The sequence below is a fragment of the Streptomyces sp. B93 genome (assembly GCF_018070565.1).
In the GTDB taxonomy this organism is placed as follows: Bacteria; Actinomycetota; Actinomycetes; order Streptomycetales; family Streptomycetaceae; genus Streptomyces.
The window spans coordinates 287,317-311,826 of record NZ_JAGPXL010000002.1 but is presented as its reverse complement, the minus strand read 5'-3'; the positions used below and the strand labels follow the sequence as shown (position 1 = coordinate 311,826).

Here is a 24,510-nt window from a genome sequence, read left to right as displayed (position 1 = left end):
CCGTACGGCCGTACTCACCGCCGCCGCCGTGGCGGTGACCGGCGCCCTCGTGGCCGTCGTCCTCACCGCGACCTCGGGCACCCCCGACGACGACCGGGACGCGAACGGCGCGGTGGGCGGCGAAGGGCCGCGGACGTCCGTCACGCCCTCGCCGACCGTCGAGGGCACCGCACGGCCGCAGAGCCCGCCGCCCGGCACCCGCGAGGAGGCGGGCGGGTTCGCGTGGGCGCCGCCGGACGGCTGGCAGCGGGATGTGAAGACGGGCTCCGAGGTGCACTACACCTCACCGGACGGCACCCAGGAACTGGTCGCCAAGTCCGCCCTCGCCCGCGGCGACCTGATGGACACCTGGGAGACCTCGGAGCGCAACGCCCGCCAGGGCCAGGACTACCTGAAGATCCGCCTGGAGGAGACGACCTTCCGGGGCCACCCCGCCGTCGTCTGGGAGTACCGCTTCACCCTCAAGGGTGTCTCCTGGCACGCCCGGCTGCTCGGCTTCGACACCAAGGGCAAGTCGTACCAGATCAGCACCTGGTACCAGCCGCACGTCGAGGAGCGGGCGGTACCGCGCTACGAGGAGGTCAAGGACAGCTTCACGGTCCTGTGAGCCCCGGCACTGCCGGGCGGAAACACGCGTGTCACACTCGTTGCCATGCGCGTGTACCTCGGCTCCGACCATGCGGGCTACGAACTCAAGAACCACCTCGTCGACTGGCTGAAGGCGGCGGGGCACGAGCCCGTCGACTGCGGGCCGCACATCTACGACGCCCAGGACGACTACCCGCCCTTCTGCCTGCGCGCCGCCGAGCGCACCGCCGCCGACGCCGACGCCCTCGGCATCGTGATCGGCGGCTCCGGCAACGGCGAGCAGATCGCCGCCAACAAGGTCAAGGGCGTCCGCGCCGCCCTGGCCTGGAGCGAGGAGACCGCGGCGCTGGGCCGCCAGCACAACAACGCCAACGTCGTGGCGATCGGCGCCCGGATGCACTCCGAGGACGAGGCCACGAAGTTCGTCGAGACCTTCCTCGGCACCCCGTTCTCCGGCGACGAGCGCCATCAGCGCCGTATCGACATGCTCACGGACTACGAGACCACCGGCGACCTCCCGCCGATCCCGCCGCACCACCCGCAGCAGTAGGGGACGGTCGAGCAGCGCGGACGAGCGAGGAGGGGGACGACCCGTGCCGGAGGGGCACACCATCCACCGGCTGGCGCAGGACTACGCCGCCCGGTTCGCCACCGGCGGCCCGGTCCGGGTCAGCAGCCCCCAGGGCAAGTTCTCCGACGCCGCCGCGCTGCTCGACGGCTCACCCCTGACCGGCACCGAGGCTCACGGCAAGCACCTCTTCCTGGGCTTCGCCGAGTCCTGGATCCACATCCACCTCGGCCTGTTCGGCAAGGTCACCTTCGGCGCGGCCCCCGCGCCCCCGCCGACCGACACCGTCCGCCTCCGCCTCGCCGACGCCACCTCGTACGTCGATCTGCGCGGGCCCACCACCTGCGCCCTGATCACCGACGCCGAGAAGGACGCCATACACGCCCGCCTCGGCCCGGACCCGCTGCGCCCGGACGCCGACCCGGGCCTCGCCTACGCGCGCGTGCGCCGCAGCCGTACGACGATCGCCGCGCTGCTGATGGACCAGAAGGTCATCGCGGGCGTCGGCAACGTCTACCGCGCCGAGGTCCTCTTCCGGCACGGCGTCGACCCCTACCGCGCGGGCCGGGACATCGGTCCGGCGCTGTGGGACGCCCTCTGGGCCGACCTGGTCGAGCTGATGCGCGAGGGCGTCCGCAACAACCGCATCGACACCGTCCGGCCCGAGCACACCCCGGAGGCGATGGGCCGCCCGCCCCGCGTCGACGACCACGGGGGCGAGGTCTACGTCTACCGGCGCGCGACCCTGCCCTGCCACATCTGTGGCGGCGAGATCCGCACCGCCGACCTCGCCGCCCGCAACCTGTTCTGGTGCCCGGGGTGCCAGGGCGGCTGACGTACGGTCAGAAGCCGTGCGGCAGCCACGGGGCCACCGTCGAGCCGAACGCCACGGACGCCTCCGCCAGCGCCCCCTGCCGCAGCTCCCGCACCCGCCCGGCCGCCGCCAGCGAGGCGAGGCCGACCCCGCCGAGGTAGGCGGCGCCCAGCTCCCGCACCGTGAGGGCGAGATCGGCGGGGTCGGTGGTGCGGACGCAGGTGGCGCCCTTGGCGTCGCCGGACAGCCGCCAACGCCCCGCGTTCCAGGGGCAGAAGTCGTCCCCGACCTCGAACACCACGTCCACCGGCGCCTGGTACGTCCGCGCCTCCAGCGCCGACCCGACGTCCACCAGCCGTACGTGCAGCGAGTCCCGCACCCGCAGCTGGCACCGGCGGATGTCGGTGACCTGGTGCTGCCAGCCCTCGTCGACCGGGCGGGACCGCGCCACCAGCGTGGTCGTCAGGTCCAGGTCGAACAGGAACCGCCACAGCGCCGCCTCCGCCGCCGGATCGAGCCCGGCCAGCTCCGACAGCAGCACCGTGCCGTTGTGCCCGGCGGGGCCCCAGCCGGTGCGGATCCGGTAGCGCGCGTACCCGGTGACCTCGCCGTCCCGCTCCGCCACCACGCACTGCAAGGGCGACGCCCCGTCCCGCTCGCTCTCCGGGTCCAGCAGCCCGAGCCGCTCCCAGTGCGGCTGCCGGGCGAGCATCCCGGGACGCCCCGGCACCAGCCGCGCGTACACCGCCTCGCACGCGTCGAGCACCTCGGCGGGCGGCGCGTACCGCAGCCGTACGTCATCGGTGCCGGGTGGCACGGACAGCCGTACCCGGGTGGTGTCGATCTCGGCGCTGAGCGAGAAGGTGCCGACGGCGTAACCGAACCGGCCGTAGATCGCGGGCTCGGACGCGGTCAGCACCGCCAGCGGCTCACCCCAGGAACGCACGTCGTCCAGCTGCCGCCGCATCATCGACGTGAGGACCCCGCGCCGCCGGTGCGTACCGGACACGCCCACCATCGTCACGCCCGCCACCGGCACCCCGGCGCCGCCCGGCACCGTCAGCCGGAACCGGAAGGCGCCCGCCGAGCCCACGCACAGGTCGCCGTCCCAGGCGGCGAGGGAACGGTCGTACTGGGTGATGTCCCGCCACAGCGCCCGCTCCTGCGTCGACTCCGGGACGCCTCCGAAGGCGCGGATCAGATTGTCGTACCAGATGTCCCATTCGTTGGGGTTCAGGGTCCGCAGTTCGATCCCGGAAGGTTTCGCGAAGTCAGGTGCCATGAGGCCATGACTACCAGGGTGATGCGGGCCGGGCGAGAGGATTTCTGCCGGGTGGCGGCGCGAAGGCGCTCCGTGAAGTTCACTGTGAAGTCGAGCCTCGGACGGGGGACAAGTGGGGCCTCCCGTGCCAAGCGGCTGGTCGGATGGATAGGGTCCCGAACTAATGGCAGCAGGACGAGAGCGGCGCGCGGCGGCCGAGACGTTCCCGGCCCGGTTGAGGATGAAGTGGCACCGGGCCCGCGTCGGCGTGCGCAGAAGCGCCGTCGACTACTTCCGCGGCGACGGCTCCGACTGGGTCGCGCTCGCCGGACTGCTGCTCACCATCCCGCTGATCGCGGTCGGCACCATGGCCAACTCGGTGTGGTGCTCACCGGCCGCGCTGGTCCTGCCGATCGTCGCGGGCGGGCTGCTGCTGCGCCCGGCCAGCCTGCTCGGCCTGTACGCGGCGGCGGCCACCGCACTGATCGTGGAGTCGATCCAGCTCGGCCCGTACACCGAGGGGCCGTCACGGGTGACGCCCGGTGTGGTGCTGGTGGTGGCCGCCTGTGGCTTCACGGGGCTGCTGATCGCGCAGTTCCGCAGCCGGGTCGGCGTGCCCTGGCGGCGCGGTGGCACCATGCTGTTCGACCTGCGCGAACGCATCCGGGTGCAGAGCAAGCTGCCCGGTCTGCCACAGGGCTGGCACCGCGAGATGGCGCTGCGGCCCGCGGGCGGCCAGTCGTTCTCCGGTGACTTCGTCGTCGCCGCCCGCACCAACGGCGGGCGCACCCTGGAGGTCGTCCTCACCGACGTCTCCGGCAAGGGCATGGACGCGGGCTCCCGCGCCCTGCTGCTGTCCGGCGCGTTCGGCGGGCTGCTGGGCAGCCTGCCCCCGCACGCCTTCCTGCCCGCCGCCAACGGCTACCTGCTGCGCCAGGACTGGGACGAGGGCTTCGCGACCTCCATCCACCTGGTGCTGGACCTGGACTCCGGCGACTACGAGCTGTACTCGGCGGGCCATCCGCCGGGCCTCCAGCTCAGCGCGGGCAGCGGCCGCTGGGAGGAGAAGGCGGCGGAGGGGCCGCTGCTGGGTGTGTACGAGGGCGCGCAGTTCGACCCGGTGAAGGGGTCGCTGCGCCCCGGGGACGTGTTGATGCTGTTCACGGACGGCCTGGTCGAAACCTCCGACCGCGACATCGTCGAGGGCATCGACCGCCTCACCGGCGAGGCCGACCGCTATGTCACCGGCGGCTTCCACGGCGCCGCCTGGCACCTCATCGAAGCGGTCGCCAAGGACGTCAACGACGACCGCGCCCTGCTGCTGATCTGCCGCGAGGGTCCTACGGCGGTGGCGGCGAACGCGGCGGCCACGGCGGCGGCGACGGCCGCGAGGCCGACCGTGGCCCGGGGCGCGGGCGTGGGCGTGGACGTGGTGGCCGACGCGGAGGGCGCCCGGTGACGGGCGCGCCGCTCACGCTCGCGGAGGTGGAGGCCGTCGCCCGTGCCGCCCACGAGGGCCAGACCGACAAGGCGGGCAGACCCTACGCCGAGCACCTGCGGGCCGTAGCCGAAGGCGTCCGCGCCCGGGGCGGCGACGCCGACCAGATCGCCGCGGCCTGGCTGCACGACGCCGTGGAGGACGACGCCCTGTCGGCGCGGTGGCTGCACGAGGCGCCGCTGAGCCGTCGTACGAAGGACATCGTGCTGGCGGTCACCAAGCGGCCCGGAGAACCCCCCGAGGCGTACGCCGGGCGCATCCTCGCCACGCCCGGCGCGCTCCTGGTGAAACAGGCCGACCTGGCCCACAACGCGGACCCCGCCCGGCTCGCCCGCCTCGACGGGCCCACCCGTACACGGCTGACCGAGAAGTACACGCGGATGCGCGCACTCCTCGGTCTGGGCGCGGGAACCTGAGCCGACCGGCGGGCGGTCCCCAGCCGGTCCAGGAGCCGGTCTAGGCGTCGACCTTCTCCCGCACGGTCGCCGAACCGCCGCCCTCGGCCCGCTTCCCGGCGTCGGCCGCGGTGGTGGCCGGGTCACGGCGGAACGCCCAGTCCATCCGTGGCTCCATGGACCACCGGAACACCCGTCGTACGGGGGCGGTGCACAGCAGGGTGACGACGACGGCCGCGACCACGGTCACGAAGACCTCGCCGTACGGACGGCGCAGCCAGGCGGCGTCGTACCAGCCCGCGTACTCCGATCCCCACAGCAGGAAGCCGTGCAGCAGGAAGCCGTAGAGCGTGCCCGCGCCGAGCGAGGTGAACCAGGTGGTGCGGCCCGGCACCCAGGCGAAGAAACAGGCGGTCAGCACCAGCGCGCAGCCGAACATCAGGAGCGTCATCACCGGCCCGGTCCACCACTGGTGGTCCATGGCCTGCGCGGAGTCACGGTGGTAGAACCACCGGGTGTCGAACCGGGGGGTCGCCCACCAGGCGACCGCCGCGGCGCCCAGGAACACCGGAACGGCAGCGATCCGCATCGCCGGCCGGCGGACCCACTGGAAGTGCTCGGGCTTCATGAACAGCCCCAGCACGAAGAACGGCAGGAACTGGAGCACCCGCTGCATGTCGAAGTCCTCGCCGATCTTCGGGCTGACGGACGCCAGCATCGCGATCACGAGGGCCAGGGGCAGCGGGTAACGCACCAGCTTCCACAGCGGAGTGGTCAGCCGCCAGATGAACAGCGCGGCCAGGAACCACACCAGGAAGAGGGGGTCGATGAGGCTGATCGCCAGTTCGGGCTGGCCCCCGAAGTGGCGCCGGAAGAGCGAGTAGGCGACCTCGTAGACGACATACGGCACGACGAGGCCGGTGACCAGGCGCTTCAGCCGGTCCGCGCGCATGTCGAAACTGCGCGAGAAGAAGCCGGAGATGATGATGAACGCCGGCATGTGGAAGGCGTACACGAGCACGTACGCGGCATCCAGGGTCCGGCTCTCGTCCCGTAGGGGCGCCCAGGAATGGGCGACCGCGACCAGCACGATCGCGAGGTACTTCGCATTGTCGAAGAAGGCGTCGCGCTGCTGTCCGGAGGTCGTCTTCGCGGGACGGGAAGACGATGCAGCCTGAAACATTTGAGGCACCCTAGCGTTGCCTGTGGCGTTCCGTAAAACCCCCCAATTCCCTGGGCGGACATTTCCAACTTCGGTTGAATGTCCACCCTTGCCGCTTTTGCCACTGCCAACGAAACGTCACGCGCCGCATACGTGGGGCCCGTTGGTGGCACGATGGTTCTGGCGGGGGTGCGGGGCTGCATCCCTGGCGGGAGAGTGGACCGACCGAGGGTGTGATCAGTTGTGGCCATTTCGCTGTCAGTGGTGCTGCTGTTGGCGATCATTCTGGTGGTGTTGATCCGAGGCGGCTCACTCAAGGCCGGTCCCGCCGTCGTCGCGGTGCTCTTCGGCTTCTTCCTCGCCTCGACCGGCATGGCCGACGACATCCAACGGTTCCTGGACTCGATAGCGTCGACCATCAACTCCATCCAGTTCTAGACCCCCGCCCCGGACACCCGCCCCCACCGGCCGGGCCCCGCACACACGCCCAGGGCCCGGTTCCGAGGAACCGGGCCCTGGGGCGAAACAGAGCGGGCGACGGGAATCGAACCCGCGTAGCCAGTTTGGAAGATCGCGTATGCGGATGTGGGCTGACCTGCTAAAACGCTGACCTGCGCGTTTCTGCGGCATGCTCCCGGGCTCCCCGTGCTTCCCCGCCATTCACCCCTCGGTCGGGCACGCTGCGGGCACGGGGCACGGCGCCCGGTTCAGCCCTCGCCTGTGACGCACATCATACGATGGGCCGGGATCACCGGCTCGCTCGGAAGGGGATCGATCCCTCGGACGCGTACGGCCACCATGGCCGTGGGGATGGACGCGCGACCTGCGACGGGCATCAGACGCCAGCGGAGCGGCTCGGGGACGTCCTTGGCCGGGAGTTCCACTGTGGCGAGGCTCACCCACCGGTCGTAGTTGGTGCGGCAGACACGGACCGGCGTTCCGCACTCCGGGCAGACGGGCGGCTCGAACCATGCCACGTCGTCGGGGTCGGGATCTGGCATCGGGGCGGCTGTGGCGCCATCGGCTAAGGCCATCTCGTTGGCGAGCCTGTTCCAGCAGCCTTCGCAGAGCTGGGCCATGAGGTCCACCTGGCCACGTCTGCACACGGTCGGCTGGGCCGTATGACAACGATCACACACAAGCCAGTCGCGATCGGATAAAACCCCCATGTGGCCAAGTGTGGTTGAATCCGGCAGCTCCCCAGTAGGGCGCGATTTAGCCCTCTTGAGCTGGTCACACGCCTACCTCAACCACCAACCGCCCCAGCTCCCATCCCGTCTGCCGTCGACCCACACGCATGTGGAGCGGGCGTGGTTCAGGGCGTCCAGGTGGAGCGCGCCACTGTACGAACGACCTGGACGCCCTGGGCCGCGTCTGCTCGGCTCCGCCTGGGTCGATGGCAGGCGGGATGGGAGCCTCCCACGCGAACCCCTACGGGCCCGCAGTCGGCAATGGTGCCCCCTCCATCCCGGAGTCGGCCGATCCCCGCCGGAGGCACTGCACTGACCTGTGGCCGCGTGCGGTGATCGACCCATGTCCGGCCCCTTCCACGCGTGGGCGCGCGTCGGCGCAGCGCGCGCAGAGCGGGCCGAAGGCAGGAGCGCAGCGCGCAGCGGAGCCGGGAGCGCGCCCGGCGGAGCGGAGCGCAGCCGGGGCTTGATGAGGTAGGGAAACCTGTAACAACGCCGCTGCGCTGGTCGCTGGTTAGTCGATGGCGTACTCGGCGGAAAGTTCGCGACCGGCTCCAAGGAAGTCTTGGGCGTACTCGGTCGGCTCACCGTGCTGGTCCCAGTACTGGTTCGTCATGGTCAAGGCCTGCGTTCCGGCCTCCGTGCCGAGAACCTCGGCGATGTCGTCCGGGACTGGGCACATCGCGACCACGTCGCGTCGACGTACTGCGCGACGGCCCGTTCGGTCTTCGATCAAGCCGAAGGTCATCTTTGGGAGTGCGCTGACTTCGAGAAGTTCCGGAGCGGCTTCGCCCAGCTCGCCTGACAGCCATGACGTCGAGACGGCCACTACACCATCATCATCGCGGTACACGCGGCGACGCTGGACCACTTGATCGCCTTCGTTGACCTTTAGTCCTTTGGCGACGTTCGCCGGAGCGGGAACCAGTTCAGCGCTCAAGATCTCAACGCTCTCACCCTGACGGAACCCGCTACCCGTGGCCCGCAGCATCTGGAGACGATCGGGCCCGCTGGTCAGTTTCCTGCCGAGGTCAACGAAGGTTCCTTGCGACGACGACTGTACGTAACCCTCATCCTGGAGCTGCTTGATCGCCTTGGAGGCGGTGGCGGTCGCCACTCCCCACTCGCGGGCGATGTCCACGATCGACGGCAGCTTTGTGCCCTGCGGAAGTTCACCTTCCTTGATCTTCACCTGGAAGTGTTCCGCGATCTGCATGAACGGGGGCGCGGTGCGTTGCACCTTCGGCGTCATCTCTTCTCTCCTTCTCCTCCTAGCGTGCTAGTTCCCGATCTCGTCGCGTTCTAGCTCGCAATCCCATGTTATGTCGGCCACCACAACGTGGAGCGGCCTATGTCGGCCGACCTGGAGTGACAAAGACTTGACAGGCGCGTACTAGCACGCGCACCATCGACGTAAGCTAGTACGCGATGTGGATGGCGACCTAGCTCGCGATCCCGTAGACGAAAGAGGCTGAGATGCCGTCGTTCAAGATCGACCTGTCGACCGCCGTGGTGTTCGTGGCGACCGCGCCGGAGCCGAAGATGGCGAACAAGCGGACCGGTGAGCGGGCCATCGACCGGGAGACGGAGGCGCCGCTGTCGACGGTGGGCCTGCTGGTCTCCGACGAGGGGGAGGGCAACCTCTACCAGGTGACCGTTCCGGAGACCGGGGTCCCGTCGAACCTGACGCCGGGTACGCCGGTGGCGGTGACCGGGCTGAAGGCGCGGGACTGGGAGAACACCTTCAACGGTGAGAAGCGGCACGGGATCTCGTTCCGTGCGGTCGCGGTCACCCCGCTGGGGGCCTGACCATGAGTGACCTGGTGACCTGGGTGGAGGTCGGGGGCTTAGCGGCTGGTGCCGGTGGCCTCGGCTACGCCAAGGTGCGTGCGCCGCGCGTGTACTGGTCGCTGGTCGGCCTGCCGGTGACCTGGGGCCGGTTCACCTGGACCTACCGGTCGACGATGGAGGTGTGCGGGCTGACGGTGCAGCCGTCTCGCCTGCGTGCCTTCATGGCCCGCAACATCACCCACGGTGAGGTGCGGCCGGTGCCGCCGAAGGTGCGCCGGGTCCGTCCCGTCTCGGCGGGCCTGCGGGTGACCCTGCGGCTCCCGGCCGGTCTGGAACCGGCGGATGTCGCCGCGTCCTCCGAACGCCTCCGGCACGCGTGGGGGGTGCGGTCGGTGACCGTGGTGGAGACCAAGCCCGGTTACGTTGAGCTGCGGATGACCGGCTATGACGTGCTGGGCCAGGTGCGGCTCCCTCGCTCTGTGCGGGCTCGTGATCTGGTGGTGCCGGTGGCGCTGCGGGAGGACGGGTCAGTGTTCGAGCGGGACTACCGCCAGATCCCGCACGCGCTGACGCTGGGTGCGAACCTGTCGGGCAAGTCGATGTATCAGCGCAACCTGATCAAGGGGCTGGCGTCGCTGCCGGTCGGCCTGGTCGGCGTCGACTGCAAGCGCGGTGTCGAGCAGTCCCGGTACGCGCCCCGCCTGTCCGCCCTGGCCACCACCCCGGCCGATGCCGCCCTGCTGCTGGATGCCCTGGTAGGCGCGATGGAGAGGCGTTTCGATCTGCTCGCCGAGCACGGGGCGTCGGACCTGTGGGAACTGCCCGGCAAGGTGCGGCCGGTGCCCCTGGTCGTCCTCGTCGACGAGGTCGCGGAACTGTTCCTGGTGACCTCCCGCAAGGATGAGGAGCGCCGGGACCGGTCGGTGATGCAGATGGTCCGGCTCGGGCAGATGGCCCGCGCGGTCGGGATCTTCCTGGAGATCTGCGGGCAGCGTTTCGGCTCGGAGCTGGGCAGGGGTGCGACCGCGCTGCGGGCTCAGCTCACCGGCCGGGTGGTGCACCGCGTCAACGACAAGCAGACCGCTGAAATGGGCCTGGGCGACATCGCCCCGGACGCCGTGGCGGCTGCCACCGTGATTGCCCCGGACCGTCCCGGTCTCGCGGTGGCCGGTGACACCTCCGGCGGCTGGTCCCGCATCCGCACCCCCGAGACCTCCTCGGATGAAGTGGTGGCCCTCTGCCGGGACTTCGCCCACCTCACCCCCGAGCTGCCGTTCCTGGCCCCGTTCCGCCCGGTCGTGCGCCCCGCCTCGACGCCGGAGTCCGCTTCGCCGCTGGTCACCCCGCGCCCGGTCACTGAGTAACACCTTCTGCTCGCCGGTCGGCGCGACCGCTTCGCGCCAGGTCCCTACCCGAGCCATGCCGAAATCCGGAAGGGAGTACCGCCCATGGCGCGCAAGACCAGCAAGACCCCGAGCAAGGTCACGACCCTGCCGTGCCCGGTCTGCAAGGGCACCGGTGAGGTCTCCCGCACCGTCCGCGTCGGCCGCAAGCGCCGCACCGTCGGAGCCCAGACCGGCCTCTGCCTGAACTGCCTGGGCTCCGGCCAGATCACCGCCGACGACTGAACCCGGCGGCCGGGCGGCTGGACACCACACCCCGCCCGGCCCCCGCCCCGACCCCCCTGGAAGGGAGGTGAAGACCATGCCCCGCTCGATCCGCCCGGATGCCGTCCTCGTACAGGCCGTGATCGCTGGTGCGCTGTCCTTCGCCCACCTGCACGACCTTGCCGAAGCAGCCGGACAGAGCGGCTGGAAAGCCTGGGCCTACCCGGTCTCCGTTGACCTGCTGCTGGTCGCCGCCTGGCGTCGGCTGCGCACCGATGGCCCGTCCCGGCTGGCCTGGTCCTGGTTCCTGATCGCCCTGGTCGCCTCGCTCGGCGCCAACGTCGCCACCGCGGGGCTTCTCGACCTGACCCAGGTTCCGGCGTGGCTGCGCATCCTCGTCGCCGCGTGGCCAGCGCTGGCCTTCATGGGCGGCACCCTGCTCGCCCACTCACCCGCCCCCGACCACCCCGAGAAACACCCGGCACCAGCCGTGCCCGCACCCGCTGATCCGGCGCCGACGCGCGCCCCTGAACCAACCCCGCCCGTGGCCCTGGAGCGGGAACCGCTTCCCACCGCTGATCCGACTCCGGCGCTGCCCGAACCGGCGGCCCCGGTCGTGCCTCCGGCGCTGATCGACCACGCCCGCAAGGTCGCCACCGACCACCGCGCCCGAACCGGCGCCGACATCGACACCGCCACCCTGCGCGCCCGCCTCGGCATCCCCGAACCGCTCGCCTGCCAGATCGTCGCCCAACTCGCCTGACCGACAAGGAGGTACACCCCGATGGGCCGCCCGAACCGCTTCTACGACGTGATCCGCATCGGCCCCGTGCAGGTGGCCACGTTCCACACCGGCCGCGGCCAGACCCGGCACACCGCCGCCTGCACCGCCCCCGGCTGCGGGTTCTCCACCGAACACCGCGACCGCTCAGCGGCCGAACTCACCGCCCGCACCCACCGCTGCAACCCCTGACAGGAGACCAGGTCATGCAGTTACCCGACGAACAGCTTCGCGCGGGGCACATCCCCACCGACCTCTACCGGCAGATCCCGCCCGGCACCGACCTGCGCAAAGTCGTGATCGTGCAGGAAGCCCCCCGCTCCTACACCGGCCCGATCCTGTACGTCTTCGCCATCACCGGCGGCACGGTCGTGGTCCTGGTCGTGGTGGCCCTCGTCGTGCAGATCATCGCCGCGTCCGCGATCGCCGTGCTGTCGGCCACCTGCGGCATCGGCCTCACCCTCAACCGCTCCAAGCGCCGGGAGCTGTCCCGCCGCACGCTCGTCAAGGGCCGTGCCCGTTCGCCGCGCAAGCGCCCGACGCACGCTCGCACCACCCGGTCTCGCCGCTTCAAGTAGCCCTCCGGGGCGGCCTCGGTCGCCAAACTTCCGCCGCCCCGGACGGCCCCACCACTTCCCGATCTCTCGATCCGAAAGGGCTCCGTCCATCATGCCTTCCCACACCCCGAACCGTCCGGCCTGCCGTCACTGCGGCGGGTTCTGCGTCGCCTCGGTCACCACCGGGGCCCGTCACCGCGACGGCTCCCGCGTCCTGCTGCGCGTCGTCTGCCACGCCTGCCAGGGCACCGGCCACCCCGCCCCCGCCGCTTACGCGCGGGCCGGGAGGCGACGGCCGTGGCCCTCCTCGACTGGCGCTCACCTGAGCACTTCGACCACACCGGCGACCAGCCGTGCGTGATCTGCGACAAGCCCACCCCGCTGCGCTCCGACCGGGGCAAGCCCGTCCACAAGGTGTGCGCGGAGGACTGGATCGACCGCTACAGCAGCACGGAGGACGACCAGTGACCCACACCGCCACCCTGGCGGGCCTGGACCCGGCCACCTTCACCGACGTGCTGAGGGTGGCCGGGTCCCCCGGCTTCGACCGCTGGCAAGAGCAGATCAAGCGCACCGGTGGCTGCGCCGACCCCATCCGCCTGACCGGCGCCACCAAGTTGATCGACCGCGCCACCGGCACGGTCCTGCACGCCTACAGCACCGACCACGAACCCGGCGGCATGCTCCGCATCGCGTGCGGCAACCGCCGTGTCTCACGCTGCCCGGCCTGCGCCTGGACCTACGCCGGAGACACCTACCACCTCATCCGGGCCGGACTGACCGGCGACCCGGCCAAAGGCACCCCGCACACCGTGCGCGACCACCCCCGCGTCTTCGCCACCCTCACCGCCCCCTCGTTCGGTCCCGTCCACAACCGCCCCGGCACCCGCCCCTGCGCCTGCGGCACCCACCACCCCGAGAACGACCCCACCCTGGGCACGCCGCTCGACCCGGCCACCTACGACTACGCGGGCGCGGTGCTGTGGAACAACCACGCCTCCGACCTGTGGCGCTACTTCACGATCTACCTGCGCCGCGAGATCGCCCGCCGCGCCGGACTCACCCAGAAGGAAGCGCGCGAACAGTCCCGGCTGTCCTTCGGCAAGGTCGCTGAGTACCAGAAGCGCGGGGCCGTGCACTTCCACGCCGTGATCCGCTTCGACGGCCCCGAGGGACCCGACACCCCGCCGCCGCACTGGGCCAGCACCGGCCTGCTCACCGACGCCATCCGGGCCGCCGCCGCCCGTGTCGCGGTCGACGTGGCCCCGGCCGGTGGCCACCCCGCGCGCACCCTGCGCTGGGGCACCCAGCTCGACGTCCAGCCCATCGGCGCCTTCGGTAACGGCGAAGACCTCACCGAACAAGCCGTGGCTTCCTACGTCGCCAAGTACGCCACCAAAGCCGCCGAGACCACCGGCACTGTCGACCGCCGCATCGGCAACCGCGAGGCCCTCGACCTCCTCGGCGTGGCCGACCACCCCCGCCGCCTGATCGAAGCGTGCCTGGACCTGCACCCGCTCTACCCGGACCGCAAGCTCCGCGACTGGGCCCACATGCTCGGCTTCCGGGGCCACTTCTCCACCAAGTCCCGGCGCTACTCCACCACCCTCGGCGCCCTGCGCCAGGTCCGCGCCGACTACCGCGCAGCCCAGCAACGCACGGCCCTGGGCCTGCCCGACCCCGACGACACCCCGGAGGCAGCCACGCTCACCCTCGCTCACTGGACCTACGCCGGACACGGCCACACTCCCGGCGAATCCTGGCTCGCCGCCACCATCCACCGCGACCTCCAACAGAGCCGCGAAGTTGCCCGCGAAGCCCTCGCAGACCTGCGTCAGGAAGGAGAGCACGACCATGAATGAGCGGTACCTGAACGTCGCCCAAGTCGCCGAACTCCTCGGCACGACCGTGCGCTTCCCTCGGCGCCTGATCGAGGAACGGCGGATCACGTACGTCAAGGTCGGGCGGCACGTCCGCATCCCCGAGAGCGCCGTACGCGCGTACATCGAGGCCAATACCGTGCATCCGCGTCGGCGTGGTCGTGTACTCCGGGGGGTGGCTGCCTGATGGCTGGCAAGCGCCGACAGTTCGGCCGTGTCCGCAAGCTGCCGTCCGGCCGCTATCAGGCCCGTTACCGGGGTCTGGATGGCGTCGACCGCCCTGCACCGGAGACGTTCCGCACCAAGCGCGAGGCTGACGACTGGCTGGCCGACAGGCAGTCCGAGCTTCGACAAGGCGACTGGCGTGACCCGGATGCCGGGAAGGTGGCGTTCGGTGACTACGCGGCGGCTTGGGTGAGGGAACGCCCCCTGGCGCCCCGTACGGCTGAGCTGTACGCCTCGCTGCTCCGGCTGCACCTGGCGCCCACCTTCGGCGCGATGGCGGTCGGCGACATCACCCCGGCTGCGGTGCGGACCTGGCGGCGGTCCCGCCTGGACGCTGGTGTCGGCCCGTCCACGGTCGCGAAGGCGTACGCGCTGCTGCGCACGATCATGGGCACGGCTGTTGAGGATGAGCTGATCCGCCGCAACCCGTGCCAGATCAAGAACGGCGGCGCTGTGGTCACCCCGGAACGGCCGACCGCGACTATCCCCGAGGTGTTCGCGGTCGCAGACCGGATTCAGCCTCGGTACAAGGCGCTGGTCCTGCTCGCCGCGTTCTGCGGGCTGCGCTGGGGTGAGCTGGTGGCCCTGCACCGGTCTGACATCGACCTGGAACACGGCATGATCCGAGTGCGGGGTGCCATCTCCGAGTTGACCAGCGGCAAGCGGGTCTACAAGGCGCCCAAGAGCGTGGCGGGGAAGCGGCTGGTGGCGGTTCCGGCATCGGTGCTGCCCTTCCTCGTCACCCACATGAGCGTCTACGCCGAGAGCGGCGCGGCCGGTCGTGTGTTCGTCGGAGCGAAGAAAGCTACCCCGCGCCGGAACCACTTCAACCGGCTGTGGCACAAGGCATGCGCCGACGCTGGGATCAAGGGACTGCGGTTCCATGATCTGAGGCACACCGGCAACACCCTGGCGTCGCGCACGAACGCCAGCACCAAGGAACTGATGACCCGGCTCGGTCACAGCACGGCCCGTGCCGCGCTGATCTACCAACACGCCAACTACGACCGGGAACGGGAGATCGCTGACGCCGTGGATGACCTGATCGTCAAGGCGTTCAAGCGGGGCTCCGGCCGGAGCGGGCACGCGGGGGGCACGGACGGCTGATCCGGCCTACGGAACGACTCAGGCCCAGGGAGTGGGAATTCACCCTCTCACCTGGGCCTGAGCCATGTTGGAGCGGGCGACGGGAATCGAACCCGCGTAGCCAGTTTGGAAGACTGGGGCTCTACCATTGAGCTACGCCCGCACACAGACGCGCCGCAGGTCAGCCGACCGCGGCACCAGAGGCATCGTAGCGGGTCGCACCCCCTCGCCGCACACCCCGTTTCGCCACGCCCGCCGGTGTCAGGCCACGCGCGCATGTTCGAAGGTCGGCCGACCGGTCACCGTCCGCCCGTCCCCGCTCCCACGCGCCCGCGCCCCTCGCGGGGGCCCCTCGGGAAATGCGGCAGCCTTATGGCCTGCGGGCATGTACCCTACGTGTCGCACCAGACGGGGTGTGGCGCAGCTTGGTAGCGCGTCCGCTTTGGGAGCGGAAGGCCGTGGGTTCAAATCCCGCCACCCCGACCATCCACCCATTCCCCCGATCACCTCGGTGATCGCCTTTTGGGCGGGTCAGCCCCTGCGGTTACTATGCAAGCTGCGCGCCCGTGTGTCTCCGTGCGTATCCGTACCGAAGGATCCAGAAGGTTCCGGAAGGTGCTGACACCGCACAGCAGTCCTCCGGGCGGCAGATCCGCCGGGCCGGTCTGGCTCCGGCAGAACCCGAGAAGTCAGCCACAAGGAGACCGAACCGTGAAGAGCGCCGTGGAGAACCTGAACCCGACCCGGGTTCGGCTCACTGTCGAGGTGCCCTTCGAGGAGCTCAAGGACAGCCTCGACGCGGCGTACAAGAAGATCAACCAGCAGGTCACGGTGAAGGGCTTCCGCAAGGGCAAGATCCCCGCCCGGGTCATCGACCAGCGGTTCGGCCGTGGCGCCGTGCTGGAGGAGGCCGTCAACGACGCGCTGCCGAAGTTCTACGAGCGCGCCGTGAACGAGGCCGAGGTCAGCGTTCTGGGCCAGCCCGAGGTCGACATCACCGAGCTGAAGGACGGCGACACGCTGAACTTCACCGCCGAGGTCGACATCCGCCCGGCCATCGAGATCCCGGACTACTCCGGCATCGAGGTCGAGGTCGACGCCGTCGAGGTCACCGACGAGGACATCGAGAAGTCCGTCGACCAGCTCCGCGAGCGCTTCGCCTCGACCTCCCCGGTCGAGCGTGCCGCCGAGGACGGCGACGTGGTCACCATCGACCTGGAGGCCAAGGTCGGCGGCGAGGTCCTGGAGGACGGCGTCGCGAGCGGCGTCTCCTACACCATCGGCTCCGGTGAGCTGCTGGACGGCATCGACGACGCCGTGAAGGGCCTGGAGGCCGGTGGCGAGGCCACCTTCACCTCCGAGCTGAAGGGCGGCTCCGCGGCCGGCCAGGAGGCCGAGGTCACCGTCAAGGTCACCCAGGTCGCCAAGCGTGAACTGCCCGAGCTGGACGACGACTTCGCGCAGCTCGCCTCCGAGTTCGACACCCTGGAGGAGCTGAAGGCGGACAGCCGCGGCCGCCTGGAGAACATGAAGAAGTACGACCAGGCCACGCAGGCCCAGGAGCGCGTCCTGGAGAAGCTGCTCGAGCTGGTCGAGGTGCCCGTCCCCGAGAAGCTGCTCGAGGACGAGATCAACACCCGCAAGCACAACCTCGAGCACCACCAGCTCGGCCAGATGGGCCTCACCCTCGACAAGTACCTGGAGCTCCAGGGCAAGACCGCCGAGGAGTTCGACGAGGAGACCCGCGACGCCGCGGTCAAGGGCATCAAGACCCAGTTCGTCCTCGACGAGCTGGTCAAGCGGGAGAAGCTCAACGTCAACCAGGAGGAGCTGACCGAGCACCTCATGCGGCGCGCGGCCTCCTCCGGCATGTCCCCCGACCAGTTCGCGCAGGCCGTCGTCGAGCAGGGCCAGGTGCCGCTGCTGGTCGGCGAGGTCGCCCGCGGCAAGGCGCTGGCCGTCGTCGTCGAGGCCGCCACGGTCAAGGACACCAACGGCGAGGTCGTCGACCTGGACGACGAGGAGGACGAGGTCGAGAAGACCGAGTCCGCCACGGAGACGGTCGAGGCCGCCGAGGGCACGGCCGACCAGCCCGAGGCCGAGGACAAGCGCGAGGCCTGAGCCGTACGGCGACGCTGATGGATCGACGACGGGCCCCGAGACGCACTCGCTTCTCGGGGCCCGTCGATGTCACCCACCCAGGGGCGCGGGGAACTGCGCGATCAACCACAACGAGCCCGCAGCCGCCCACCCGCCGGCACCACCACGGCGAGTAGAACCCCCGCCAACCCAGCGGAGCGACTACGCCCCCGGCGAACACCCCCATTACCGGGATTCCCCCGGAGGGCCGCGGCGTTAGGGTCCATGAATACGGCAGAACGCAAGACGGCCCGGCGCCGTCGTAAGACGAGCAGGTGGATACGTGACGAATCTGATGCCCTCCGCCGCCGGCGAGCCTTCCATCGGTGGTGGCCTCGGCGACCAGGTCTACAACCGGCTGCTCAACGAGCGGATCATCTTCCTCGGCCAGCCGGTCGACGACGATATCGCGAACAAGATCACCGCGCAGCTGCTGCTCCTTGCCGCCGACCCCGACAAGGACATCTACCTCTACATCAACAGCCCCGGCGGCTCGATCACGGCCGGTATGGCGATCTACGACACCATGCAGTTCATCAAGAACGACGTGGTGACCATCGCCATGGGCCTCGCGGCCTCCATGGGTCAGTTCCTGCTCAGCGCGGGCACCCGCGGCAAGCGCTTCGCGCTGCCGAACGCCGAGATCCTGATCCACCAGCCGTCCGCCGGCCTGGCGGGTTCGGCCTCGGACATCAAGATCCACGCCGAGCGCCTGCTGCACACCAAGAAGCGCATGGCCGAGCTGACCTCGCTGCACACCGGTCAGTCGGTCGAGCAGATCACCCGGGACTCCGACCGCGACCGCTGGTTCGACGCGCAGGAGGCCAAGGAGTACGGGCTCATCGACGACGTGATCCCCACGGCCGCCGGCATGCCGGGCGGCGGCGGCACCGGGGCGGGCTCCTGAGGGCCGTAGCAGCCCCTTCCAGGCCCCCGGCGGCCCGGCCCCGCTAAGAGGGCCGAGCAGCCGCCCCGGCACAGCCCCAGCCCCCGCCCCAGCCTTTTTCCAGGAGACACCGTGAACGACTTCCCCGGCAGCGGCCTCTACGACCGCACGCGCGCCGAGTACACCGGGCCGCAGGCCGAGTCCCGCTATGTCATCCCCCGCTTCGTCGAGCGCACCTCGCAGGGCATCCGCGAGTACGACCCGTACGCGAAGCTCTTCGAGGAGCGGGTGATCTTCCTCGGCGTCCAGATCGACGACGCCTCCGCCAACGACGTCATGGCGCAGCTGCTGTGCCTGGAGTCGATGGACCCCGACCGGGACATCTCGGTCTACATCAACAGCCCCGGCGGCTCCTTCACCGCGCTGACGGCGATCTACGACACGATGCAGTTCGTCAAGCCGGACATCCAGACGGTCTGCATGGGCCAGGCGGCCTCCGCCGCGGCCGTGCTGCTCGCGGCGGGCTCCCCCGGCAAGCGGATGGCGCTGCCCAACGCCCGCATCCTGATCCACCAGCCGTACAGCGAGACCGGTCGCGGCCAGGTCTCGGACCTGGAGATCGCCGCCAACGAGATCCTGCGGATGCGTTCGCAGCTGGAGGAGATGCTGGCCAAGCACTCCACCCAGGGCATCGAGAAGATCCGCGAGGACATCGAGCGCGACAAGATCCTCACGGCCGAGGACGCGCTGGCGTACGGTCTGATCGACCAGATCATCTCCACCCGGAAGATGAACAACGCTGACGTCCGCTGACGCGGGTCCGGTAGCGTCTGCCACCCCTTGGCACGGCTCTGGCCCGGTCCACGTCAAAGTGAACCGTGCCAAGGGGGGCCCGAACGGGGGGCTAGGCAAGGTACCGTCGGACATAAGGCAGCACCAGGAGCCGCTGGACGCAGGCGTCCAGGCGCTCCCAGGCGAAGGGGAAGCACACCGTGGCACGCATCGGTGACGGCGGCGATCTGCTCAAGTGCTCGTTCTGCGGCAAGAGCCAGAAGCAGGTCAAGAAGCTCATCGCAGGGCCCGGTGTGTACATCTGCGACGAGTGCATCGACCTCTGCAACGAGATCATCGAGGAGGAGCTGGCCGAGACCAGCGAGGTGCGCTGGGAGGAACTGCCCAAGCCCCGCGAGATCTACGAGTTCCTCGAGGGGTACGTCGTCGGCCAGGAGGCCGCGAAGAAGGCGCTCTCCGTCGCGGTGTACAACCACTACAAGCGCGTCCAGGCCGGGGAGAACGGCGGCGCCCAGGGCCGTGACGACGCCATCGAGCTGGCGAAGTCCAACATCCTGCTGCTCGGCCCCACGGGCTCCGGCAAGACCCTGCTGGCCCAGACCCTGGCCCGCATGCTGAACGTCCCGTTCGCCATCGCCGACGCCACCGCGCTCACCGAGGCGGGCTATGTCGGTGAGGACGTCGAGAACATCCTGCTGAAGCTGATCCAGGCGGCGGACTACGACGTCAAGAAGGCCGAGACCGGGATCATCTACATCGACGAGATCGACAAGGTCGCCCGCAAGAGCGAGAACCCGTCGATCACCCGCGACGTCTCCGGCGAGGGCGTCCAGCAGGCCCTGCTGAAGATCCTGGAGGGGACCACGGCCTCCGTTCCCCCGCAGGGCGGACGCAAGCACCCGCACCAGGAGTTCATCCAGATCGACACCACGAACGTGCTGTTCATCGTGGGCGGCGCCTTCGCGGGCCTGGAGAAGATCATCGAGTCCCGGGCGGGCGCGAAGGGCATCGGCTTCGGCGCCACCATCCGCTCCAAGCGGGAGCTGGAGTCCAAGGACCAGTTCGAGAACGTCATGCCGGAGGACCTGGTCAAGTTCGGCATGATCCCCGAGTTCATCGGCCGCCTCCCCGTCATCACCTCGGTGCACAACCTCGACCGTGAGGCGCTGCTCCAGATCCTGGTCGAGCCGCGCAACGCCCTGGTGAAGCAGTACCAGCGGCTGTTCGAACTCGACGGGGTGGAGCTGGACTTCGAGCGTGAGGCGCTGGAGGCCATCGCCGACCAGGCCATCCTCCGCCAGACCGGCGCACGCGGGCTGCGCGCCATCATGGAGGAGGTGCTGATGTCGGTGATGTACGAGGTCCCGTCCCGCAAGGACGTCGCCCGCGTCGTCATCACCGCCGACGTCGTCCACTCCAACGTCAACCCGACGCTGATCCCGAGGGACGCGCGGGGGCGGGGCGGCGGCGAGCAGAAGTCGGCGTAGTACGCAGGGACATGTGAAGGGGCCCCGGCCAATCGGCCGGGGCCCCTTCGTCGTTGCGTGTCGTCAGGACTTGACGCGCACTTCCTCACGGAACTTGGCGGTGGTCTCCGCTGCGGCGGCCTGGTCGGACTTCTTCTCCGCGGCGATGTTCGCGAGGTCCATCGGCATGAGCAGGCCGAGGGTGCTGTAGTCGCCCCACACGCAGTAGGTCACGTACATCTCGCTGGGGCCGCCGCTGGAGGACGAGCCGTCGGTCGGCTCCATCTTGGCGTCCTGGCACTTGAGCACGGCGCCGTCGGCGTTGTCGTACGACTTCGCCTCGCCCTCCATGGTGACCTTCATCTCCTCGTCGTCCTCCTTCCCGGCTTCCTTCTCCATGTGGGCCAGGAAGGCGTCGACGACCTTCTCGGGGTCCTCGATCTCGCCGTACACCCCGCCGAAGTTGAGCATCTTCTGCGAGAGCGGGTTGTCCTCGTTGCCCGAGGTGTACTGCGCCTCGACGTCGGTGGGGTTCTTCACCCCCCACTTCTCGGCGTCCTTGATGTCGTCCTCGGTCATCGAGTCGCCGTCGCCGCCGTCGCCCTTCTTGTACTCGCCGTCGAGGACGGTCGCGGGCGTCGTCAGCTTGTGGGGGCCGTCGTCGGCGACGTCCGAGCCGCTGCCGCTGCCCCCGAGCACGAAGTACGCGCCGACCGCGATCGCGGCGACGACCGCCACCGCGCCGATGATCAGGCCGGTCTTCTTCTTGCCGCCCCCCGGCGCCGGGGGCTGCGGAACGCCGTAGGGAGCCTGGCCGTAGGGCGGCTGCTGCGGCGGCACGCCGGGCTGGCCGGGCTGCTGCGGGTAGCCGTACCCGGGCTGCGGCTGGGCCGGGGGCTGCTGGGGGTAGCCGTAGCCGGGCTGAGGGGCCTGCGGCTGCTGACCGTAGGGACCCGGCTGACCGTACGGTCCGGGCTGCTGGGGCTGCCCGCCGTACGGGCCCGGCTGGTTGTAGCTCATTACTGGGTTCCCCTCCAGATGCTTATGTGTTCCTGACATCCTGGCCCAGGCCACACCCGGTTACGGCACCGGGGTACGCACCGTTACAAAGGAATCGAGTTTCGGGACGGCGTGGTGACACCCCTAAACTGAGCCCGTGACCGAGAACACTCAGCAGCAGCAACCAGCGCCCATCACCGAACTGCCGACCCAGTACGCGCCGGCCGAGGTAGAGGGGACGCTGTACGAGCGCTGGGTAGAGCGGGGCTACTTCGAGGCGGACGAGAAGAGCGACAAGCCGCCGTACACCATCGTCATCCCCCCGCCGAACGTCACCGGCAGCCTGCACCTCGGGCACGCCTTCGAGCACACCCTCATCGACGCCCTGACCCGCCGCAAGCGCATGCAGGGCTACGAGACGCTGTGGCAGCCCGGCATGGACCACGCGGGCATCGCCACGCAGAACGTCGTCGAGCGGGAGCTGGGCAAGGAGGGCAAGTCCCGGCACGACCTGGGCCGGGAGGCCTTCGTCGAGCGGGTCTGGCAGTGGAAGGCCGAGTCCGGCGGGCAGATCTCCGGGCAGATGCGCCGCCTCGGCGACGGCGTTGCCTGGTCGCGTGAGCGCTTCACGATGGACGCGGGCCTCTCCCAGGCCGTCCAGACCATCTTCAAGCGGCTCTACGACGACGAGCTGATCTACCGCGCCGAGCGGATCATCAACTGGTGCCCCCGCTGTCTGACCGCGATCTCCGACATCGAGGTCTCCTACCAGGACGACGACGGCGAGCTGGTCTCGATGAAGTACGGCGACGGTGACGACACCGTCGTCGTCGCCACCACCCGCGCCGAGACGATGCTCGGTGACACGGCCGTCGCCGTCCACCCCGACGACGAGCGCTACCAGCACCTGATCGGCAAGCTGATCAGGCTGCCGCTGACCGACCGTTCCATCCCGGTCGTCGCGGACACGCACGTCGACCCCGAGTTCGGCACGGGTGCCGTCAAGGTCACCCCGGCGCACGACCCGAACGACTTCGAGATCGGCCAGCGCCACGACCTGCCCGCCATCACGGTCATGGACGAGCACGCCGTCATCACCGTCCACGGCCCCTTCCAGGGCCTGGACCGGTTCGAGGCCCGCTCGGCGATCGTCGCCGCCCTGCGCGCCGAGGGCCGGATCGTCGCCGAGAAGCGGCCCTACGTCCACTCCGTCGGCCACTGCTCGCGCTGCAAGACCACCGTCGAGCCGCGCCTGTCCATGCAGTGGTGGGTCAAGGTCGGCCCGCTGGCGAAGGCGGCGGGTGACGCCGTCCGCGACGGCAAGGTCAAGATCCATCCGCAGGAGATGGAGAAGCGGTACTTCGACTGGGTCGACAACCTCCACGACTGGTGCATCTCGCGCCAGCTGTGGTGGGGCCACCGCATCCCCGTCTGGTACGGCCCGAACGGCGAGGTCGTCTGCGTCGGCCCCGACGAGGAGCCGCCGAGCGGCGAGGGCTGGCGGCAGGACTCCGACGTCCTCGACACCTGGTTCTCGTCCGGCCTGTGGCCGTTCTCCACCCTCGGCTGGCCCGAGCAGACGGAATCGCTCGCGAAGTTCTACCCGAACTCGGTCCTGGTCACCGGCTACGACATCCTCTTCTTCTGGGTCGCCCGGATGATGATGTTCGGCCTCTACGCGATGGACGGCACCCCGCCGTTCCACACCATCGCCCTGCACGGCATGGTCCGTGACCAGAACGGCAAGAAGATGTCGAAGTCCTTCGGGAACGTCGTCAACCCGCTGGACTGGATGGACAAGTACGGCTCCGACGCACTCCGCTTCACCCTGGCGCGCGGCGCCAACCCGGGCGTCGACGTCCCGATCGGCGAGGACTGGGTCCAGGGCTCGAGGAACTTCGCCAACAAGATCTGGAACGCCACCCGCTTCGCGCTGATGAACGGCGCGACGGTCCAGGGCCCGCTGCCCGACGCGTCGCGGATGTCCTCGACCGACCGCTGGATCCTCTCCCGGCTGAACTCGGTGGTCGCCGAGGTCGACGCGTACTACGAGGACTACCAGTTCGCGAAGCTCTCCGACGCCCTGTTCCACTTCGCCTGGGACGAGGTCTTCGACTGGTACGTCGAACTGTCCAAGACCACCTTCCAGGCGGGCGGCGAGGCCGCCGAGGTCAGCAAGCGCGTCCTCGGCGAGGTCCTCGACGTCACGCTGCGGCTGCTGCACCCGGTCGTCCCCTTCGTCACCGAGACGCTGTGGACGACACTGACCGGCGGTGAGTCGCTCGTCATCGCCGACTGGCCGAAGGACAGTGGCTTCCGGGACGCCGACGCCGAGCGGGAGATCTCCGACCTCCAGGCGGTCATCACCGAGGTCCGCCGCTTCCGCGCCGACCAGGGCCTCCAGCCCGGCCAGCGGGTCCCGGCCCGCCTCACCCTGGACGGCACGCCGTTCGCCGCCCACGAGGCCGCCATCCGCCAGCTGCTGCGGCTCCAGCCGGAGGGCGACGCCTTCTCGGCCACGGCGACGCTGCCGGTGGCGGGGGCGCAGGTCGCGCTCGACCTGTCCGGCACGATCGACGTCGCGGCCGAGCGCAAGCGCCTCGCGAAGGACCTCGCCGCCGCCGAGAAGGAGAAGGCCCAGGCCACGGCCAAGCTCGGCAACGAGGCGTTCCTGGCGAAGGCCCCGGACCAGGTGGTCGAGAAGATCCGAACCCGCCTCTCCAAGGCGGAGGAGGACATCGCCCGGATCGCGGCGCAGCTGGAGAGGCTGCCGCAGGCGTAGGAGTCCGTACGCGGTGAAGGCCCCCGGTGCTGTTTTCCGCGCC

General features: G+C 70.1%; 25 protein-coding genes, 2 tRNA genes and 1 pseudogene. 22 read left to right on the top strand and 6 right to left on the bottom strand.

The genetic code is table 11. The annotated features are described in order from the left end of the window. From KBY47_RS03740 to KBY47_RS03730, 3 genes and pseudogenes are all read left to right on the top strand, one after another. Positions 1-607 (top strand): annotated as a pseudogene (locus tag KBY47_RS03740) (serine/threonine protein kinase); the annotation flags it as partial. Between the two features lie 45 nt (positions 608-652). Then, on the top strand, positions 653-1,138 hold the full coding sequence (locus KBY47_RS03735; RefSeq protein ID WP_210919403.1) for a ribose-5-phosphate isomerase: 486 nt from the start codon (positions 653-655) through the stop codon (positions 1,136-1,138). A 43-nt stretch (positions 1,139-1,181) separates the two neighbouring features. Further along, a complete protein-coding gene (locus KBY47_RS03730; RefSeq protein WP_210919402.1) occupies positions 1,182-1,991 on the top strand; it encodes an Fpg/Nei family DNA glycosylase in 810 nt (269 codons plus the stop codon). Positions 1,992-1,998: 7 nt separating this feature from the next. Here KBY47_RS03730 and KBY47_RS03725 read toward each other — a convergent pair whose 3' ends face one another. Then, positions 1,999-3,252, bottom strand: a complete 1,254-nt coding sequence (locus KBY47_RS03725) for a GNAT family N-acetyltransferase (RefSeq protein WP_210919401.1) — start codon at positions 3,250-3,252, stop codon at positions 1,999-2,001. A 163-nt stretch (positions 3,253-3,415) separates the two neighbouring features. Between KBY47_RS03725 and KBY47_RS03720 the strand changes: the two genes are divergently transcribed. Together KBY47_RS03720 and KBY47_RS03715 are read left to right on the top strand one after the other, a co-directional pair. Beyond that, positions 3,416-4,690 carry a PP2C family protein-serine/threonine phosphatase gene (locus tag KBY47_RS03720; RefSeq protein WP_247694142.1) on the top strand — a complete coding sequence of 425 codons (1,275 nt, stop codon included), beginning with the start codon at positions 3,416-3,418 and terminating at the stop codon, positions 4,688-4,690. After that, complete coding sequence (locus KBY47_RS03715) at positions 4,687-5,145, top strand: HD domain-containing protein (RefSeq protein WP_210919400.1); 459 nt, start codon at positions 4,687-4,689, stop codon at positions 5,143-5,145. The genes KBY47_RS03720 and KBY47_RS03715 overlap by 4 nt, the downstream gene beginning before the upstream one ends. A 40-nt stretch (positions 5,146-5,185) precedes the next feature. Here the strand turns inward: KBY47_RS03715 and KBY47_RS03710 are convergent, their stop codons facing one another. Beyond that, complete coding sequence (locus KBY47_RS03710; RefSeq protein ID WP_210919399.1) at positions 5,186-6,307, bottom strand: acyltransferase family protein; 1,122 nt, start codon at positions 6,305-6,307, stop codon at positions 5,186-5,188. A gap of 222 nt (positions 6,308-6,529) precedes the next feature. Between KBY47_RS03710 and KBY47_RS03705 the strand changes: the two genes are divergently transcribed. Next, a complete protein-coding gene (locus KBY47_RS03705; protein WP_210919398.1) occupies positions 6,530-6,724 on the top strand; it encodes a hypothetical protein in 195 nt (64 codons plus the stop codon). A gap of 269 nt (positions 6,725-6,993) precedes the next feature. Here the strand turns inward: KBY47_RS03705 and KBY47_RS03700 are convergent, their stop codons facing one another. Together KBY47_RS03700 and KBY47_RS03695 are read right to left on the bottom strand one after the other, a co-directional pair. Further along, positions 6,994-7,287: a DUF6083 domain-containing protein gene (locus KBY47_RS03700; protein WP_247694141.1), complete on the bottom strand. Its 294-nt coding sequence runs from the start codon at positions 7,285-7,287 to the stop codon at positions 6,994-6,996. 703 nt (positions 7,288-7,990) lie between these two features. Next, complete coding sequence (locus tag KBY47_RS03695; protein WP_210919397.1) at positions 7,991-8,728, bottom strand: GntR family transcriptional regulator; 738 nt, start codon at positions 8,726-8,728, stop codon at positions 7,991-7,993. 224 nt (positions 8,729-8,952) lie between these two features. On the opposite strand from KBY47_RS03695, the gene KBY47_RS03690 reads away from it, so the two are divergent. The 10 genes from KBY47_RS03690 (at position 8,953) to KBY47_RS03645 (ending at position 15,424) form a co-directional block, all read left to right on the top strand. Beyond that, positions 8,953-9,285: a hypothetical protein gene (locus KBY47_RS03690; RefSeq protein WP_210919396.1), complete on the top strand. Its 333-nt coding sequence runs from the start codon at positions 8,953-8,955 to the stop codon at positions 9,283-9,285. A 2-nt stretch (positions 9,286-9,287) separates the two neighbouring features. Continuing rightward, positions 9,288-10,631: an FtsK/SpoIIIE domain-containing protein gene (locus KBY47_RS03685; RefSeq protein ID WP_210919395.1), complete on the top strand. Its 1,344-nt coding sequence runs from the start codon at positions 9,288-9,290 to the stop codon at positions 10,629-10,631. Positions 10,632-10,715: 84 nt separating this feature from the next. Then, positions 10,716-10,895 carry a hypothetical protein gene (locus KBY47_RS03680; protein ID WP_210919394.1) on the top strand — a complete coding sequence of 60 codons (180 nt, stop codon included), beginning with the start codon at positions 10,716-10,718 and terminating at the stop codon, positions 10,893-10,895. Between the two features lie 76 nt (positions 10,896-10,971). After that, the gene (locus KBY47_RS03675) at positions 10,972-11,637 is read left to right on the top strand and encodes a DUF2637 domain-containing protein (RefSeq protein ID WP_210919393.1); all 666 of its coding nucleotides are present in this window, start codon (positions 10,972-10,974) and stop codon (positions 11,635-11,637) included. A 21-nt stretch (positions 11,638-11,658) separates the two neighbouring features. Next, positions 11,659-11,847 (top strand): mobile element transfer protein, encoded by a 189-nt coding sequence (locus KBY47_RS03670; protein WP_210919392.1) that lies wholly within the window; start codon positions 11,659-11,661, stop codon positions 11,845-11,847. A gap of 14 nt (positions 11,848-11,861) precedes the next feature. Next, on the top strand, positions 11,862-12,233 hold the full coding sequence (locus tag KBY47_RS03665; protein WP_247694140.1) for a hypothetical protein: 372 nt from the start codon (positions 11,862-11,864) through the stop codon (positions 12,231-12,233). A 276-nt stretch (positions 12,234-12,509) separates the two neighbouring features. Beyond that, the gene (locus KBY47_RS03660) at positions 12,510-12,680 is read left to right on the top strand and encodes a hypothetical protein (RefSeq protein WP_210919391.1); all 171 of its coding nucleotides are present in this window, start codon (positions 12,510-12,512) and stop codon (positions 12,678-12,680) included. Continuing rightward, positions 12,677-14,074 carry a replication initiator protein RepSA gene (gene repSA, locus KBY47_RS03655; RefSeq protein ID WP_210919390.1) on the top strand — a complete coding sequence of 466 codons (1,398 nt, stop codon included), beginning with the start codon at positions 12,677-12,679 and terminating at the stop codon, positions 14,072-14,074. Before KBY47_RS03660 ends, repSA begins: the two co-directional genes overlap by 4 nt. Beyond that, positions 14,067-14,279 (top strand): excisionase family DNA-binding protein, encoded by a 213-nt coding sequence (locus KBY47_RS03650; RefSeq protein WP_210919389.1) that lies wholly within the window; start codon positions 14,067-14,069, stop codon positions 14,277-14,279. The genes repSA and KBY47_RS03650 overlap by 8 nt, the downstream gene beginning before the upstream one ends. Beyond that, positions 14,279-15,424, top strand: a complete 1,146-nt coding sequence (locus KBY47_RS03645) for a site-specific integrase (RefSeq protein WP_210919388.1) — start codon at positions 14,279-14,281, stop codon at positions 15,422-15,424. The genes KBY47_RS03650 and KBY47_RS03645 overlap by 1 nt, the downstream gene beginning before the upstream one ends. A gap of 68 nt (positions 15,425-15,492) precedes the next feature. Here KBY47_RS03645 and KBY47_RS03640 read toward each other — a convergent pair. After that, a tRNA-Gly gene (locus tag KBY47_RS03640) sits at positions 15,493-15,566 on the bottom strand. A gap of 246 nt (positions 15,567-15,812) precedes the next feature. Here KBY47_RS03640 and KBY47_RS03635 point away from each other — a divergent pair. From KBY47_RS03635 to clpX, 5 genes are all read left to right on the top strand, one after another. Continuing rightward, positions 15,813-15,889: transfer RNA gene (locus KBY47_RS03635), tRNA-Pro, on the top strand. Between the two features lie 225 nt (positions 15,890-16,114). Then, entirely contained in the window at positions 16,115-17,524 is a 1,410-nt protein-coding gene (gene tig, locus KBY47_RS03630; RefSeq protein WP_210919387.1) for a trigger factor, read from the top strand. 313 nt (positions 17,525-17,837) lie between these two features. Continuing rightward, positions 17,838-18,449: an ATP-dependent Clp protease proteolytic subunit gene (locus KBY47_RS03625; RefSeq protein WP_210919424.1), complete on the top strand. Its 612-nt coding sequence runs from the start codon at positions 17,838-17,840 to the stop codon at positions 18,447-18,449. Positions 18,450-18,560: 111 nt separating this feature from the next. Then, positions 18,561-19,241: an ATP-dependent Clp protease proteolytic subunit gene (locus KBY47_RS03620; protein WP_210919386.1), complete on the top strand. Its 681-nt coding sequence runs from the start codon at positions 18,561-18,563 to the stop codon at positions 19,239-19,241. A 179-nt stretch (positions 19,242-19,420) separates the two neighbouring features. Next, the gene (clpX, locus tag KBY47_RS03615) at positions 19,421-20,707 is read left to right on the top strand and encodes an ATP-dependent Clp protease ATP-binding subunit ClpX (protein WP_210919385.1); all 1,287 of its coding nucleotides are present in this window, start codon (positions 19,421-19,423) and stop codon (positions 20,705-20,707) included. A 63-nt stretch (positions 20,708-20,770) separates the two neighbouring features. On the opposite strand, the gene KBY47_RS03610 is transcribed toward clpX, so the two are convergent. Then, positions 20,771-21,706 (bottom strand): hypothetical protein, encoded by a 936-nt coding sequence (locus tag KBY47_RS03610; RefSeq protein WP_210919384.1) that lies wholly within the window; start codon positions 21,704-21,706, stop codon positions 20,771-20,773. A 136-nt stretch (positions 21,707-21,842) separates the two neighbouring features. Here KBY47_RS03610 and KBY47_RS03605 point away from each other — a divergent pair, with 136 nt between their 5' ends. Then, positions 21,843-24,467, top strand: a complete 2,625-nt coding sequence (locus KBY47_RS03605; RefSeq protein ID WP_210919383.1) for a valine--tRNA ligase — start codon at positions 21,843-21,845, stop codon at positions 24,465-24,467. Positions 24,468-24,510: the final 43 nt, after the last annotated feature.

What these genes read in the sequence shown, in the direction of transcription:
- KBY47_RS03735 (WP_210919403.1), top strand. Translation starts at nt 653, where the DNA reads ATGCGCGTGTACCTCGGCTCCGACCATGCGGGCTACGAACTCAAGAAC.
- KBY47_RS03725 (WP_210919401.1), bottom strand. Translation starts at nt 3,252, where the DNA reads ATGGCACCTGACTTCGCGAAACCTTCCGGGATCGAACTGCGGACCCTG.
- KBY47_RS03720 (WP_247694142.1), top strand. Translation starts at nt 3,416, where the DNA reads ATGGCAGCAGGACGAGAGCGGCGCGCGGCGGCCGAGACGTTCCCGGCC.
- KBY47_RS03710 (WP_210919399.1), bottom strand. Translation starts at nt 6,307, where the DNA reads ATGTTTCAGGCTGCATCGTCTTCCCGTCCCGCGAAGACGACCTCCGGA.
- KBY47_RS03700 (WP_247694141.1), bottom strand. Translation starts at nt 7,287, where the DNA reads ATGCCAGATCCCGACCCCGACGACGTGGCATGGTTCGAGCCGCCCGTC.
- KBY47_RS03695 (WP_210919397.1), bottom strand. Translation starts at nt 8,728, where the DNA reads ATGACGCCGAAGGTGCAACGCACCGCGCCCCCGTTCATGCAGATCGCG.
- KBY47_RS03690 (WP_210919396.1), top strand. Translation starts at nt 8,953, where the DNA reads ATGCCGTCGTTCAAGATCGACCTGTCGACCGCCGTGGTGTTCGTGGCG.
- KBY47_RS03685 (WP_210919395.1), top strand. Translation starts at nt 9,288, where the DNA reads ATGAGTGACCTGGTGACCTGGGTGGAGGTCGGGGGCTTAGCGGCTGGT.
- KBY47_RS03680 (WP_210919394.1), top strand. Translation starts at nt 10,716, where the DNA reads ATGGCGCGCAAGACCAGCAAGACCCCGAGCAAGGTCACGACCCTGCCG.
- KBY47_RS03675 (WP_210919393.1), top strand. Translation starts at nt 10,972, where the DNA reads ATGCCCCGCTCGATCCGCCCGGATGCCGTCCTCGTACAGGCCGTGATC.
- KBY47_RS03670 (WP_210919392.1), top strand. Translation starts at nt 11,659, where the DNA reads ATGGGCCGCCCGAACCGCTTCTACGACGTGATCCGCATCGGCCCCGTG.
- KBY47_RS03665 (WP_247694140.1), top strand. Translation starts at nt 11,862, where the DNA reads ATGCAGTTACCCGACGAACAGCTTCGCGCGGGGCACATCCCCACCGAC.
- KBY47_RS03650 (WP_210919389.1), top strand. Translation starts at nt 14,067, where the DNA reads ATGAATGAGCGGTACCTGAACGTCGCCCAAGTCGCCGAACTCCTCGGC.
- KBY47_RS03645 (WP_210919388.1), top strand. Translation starts at nt 14,279, where the DNA reads ATGGCTGGCAAGCGCCGACAGTTCGGCCGTGTCCGCAAGCTGCCGTCC.
- KBY47_RS03625 (WP_210919424.1), top strand. Translation starts at nt 17,838, where the DNA reads ATGCCCTCCGCCGCCGGCGAGCCTTCCATCGGTGGTGGCCTCGGCGAC.
- KBY47_RS03610 (WP_210919384.1), bottom strand. Translation starts at nt 21,706, where the DNA reads ATGAGCTACAACCAGCCGGGCCCGTACGGCGGGCAGCCCCAGCAGCCC.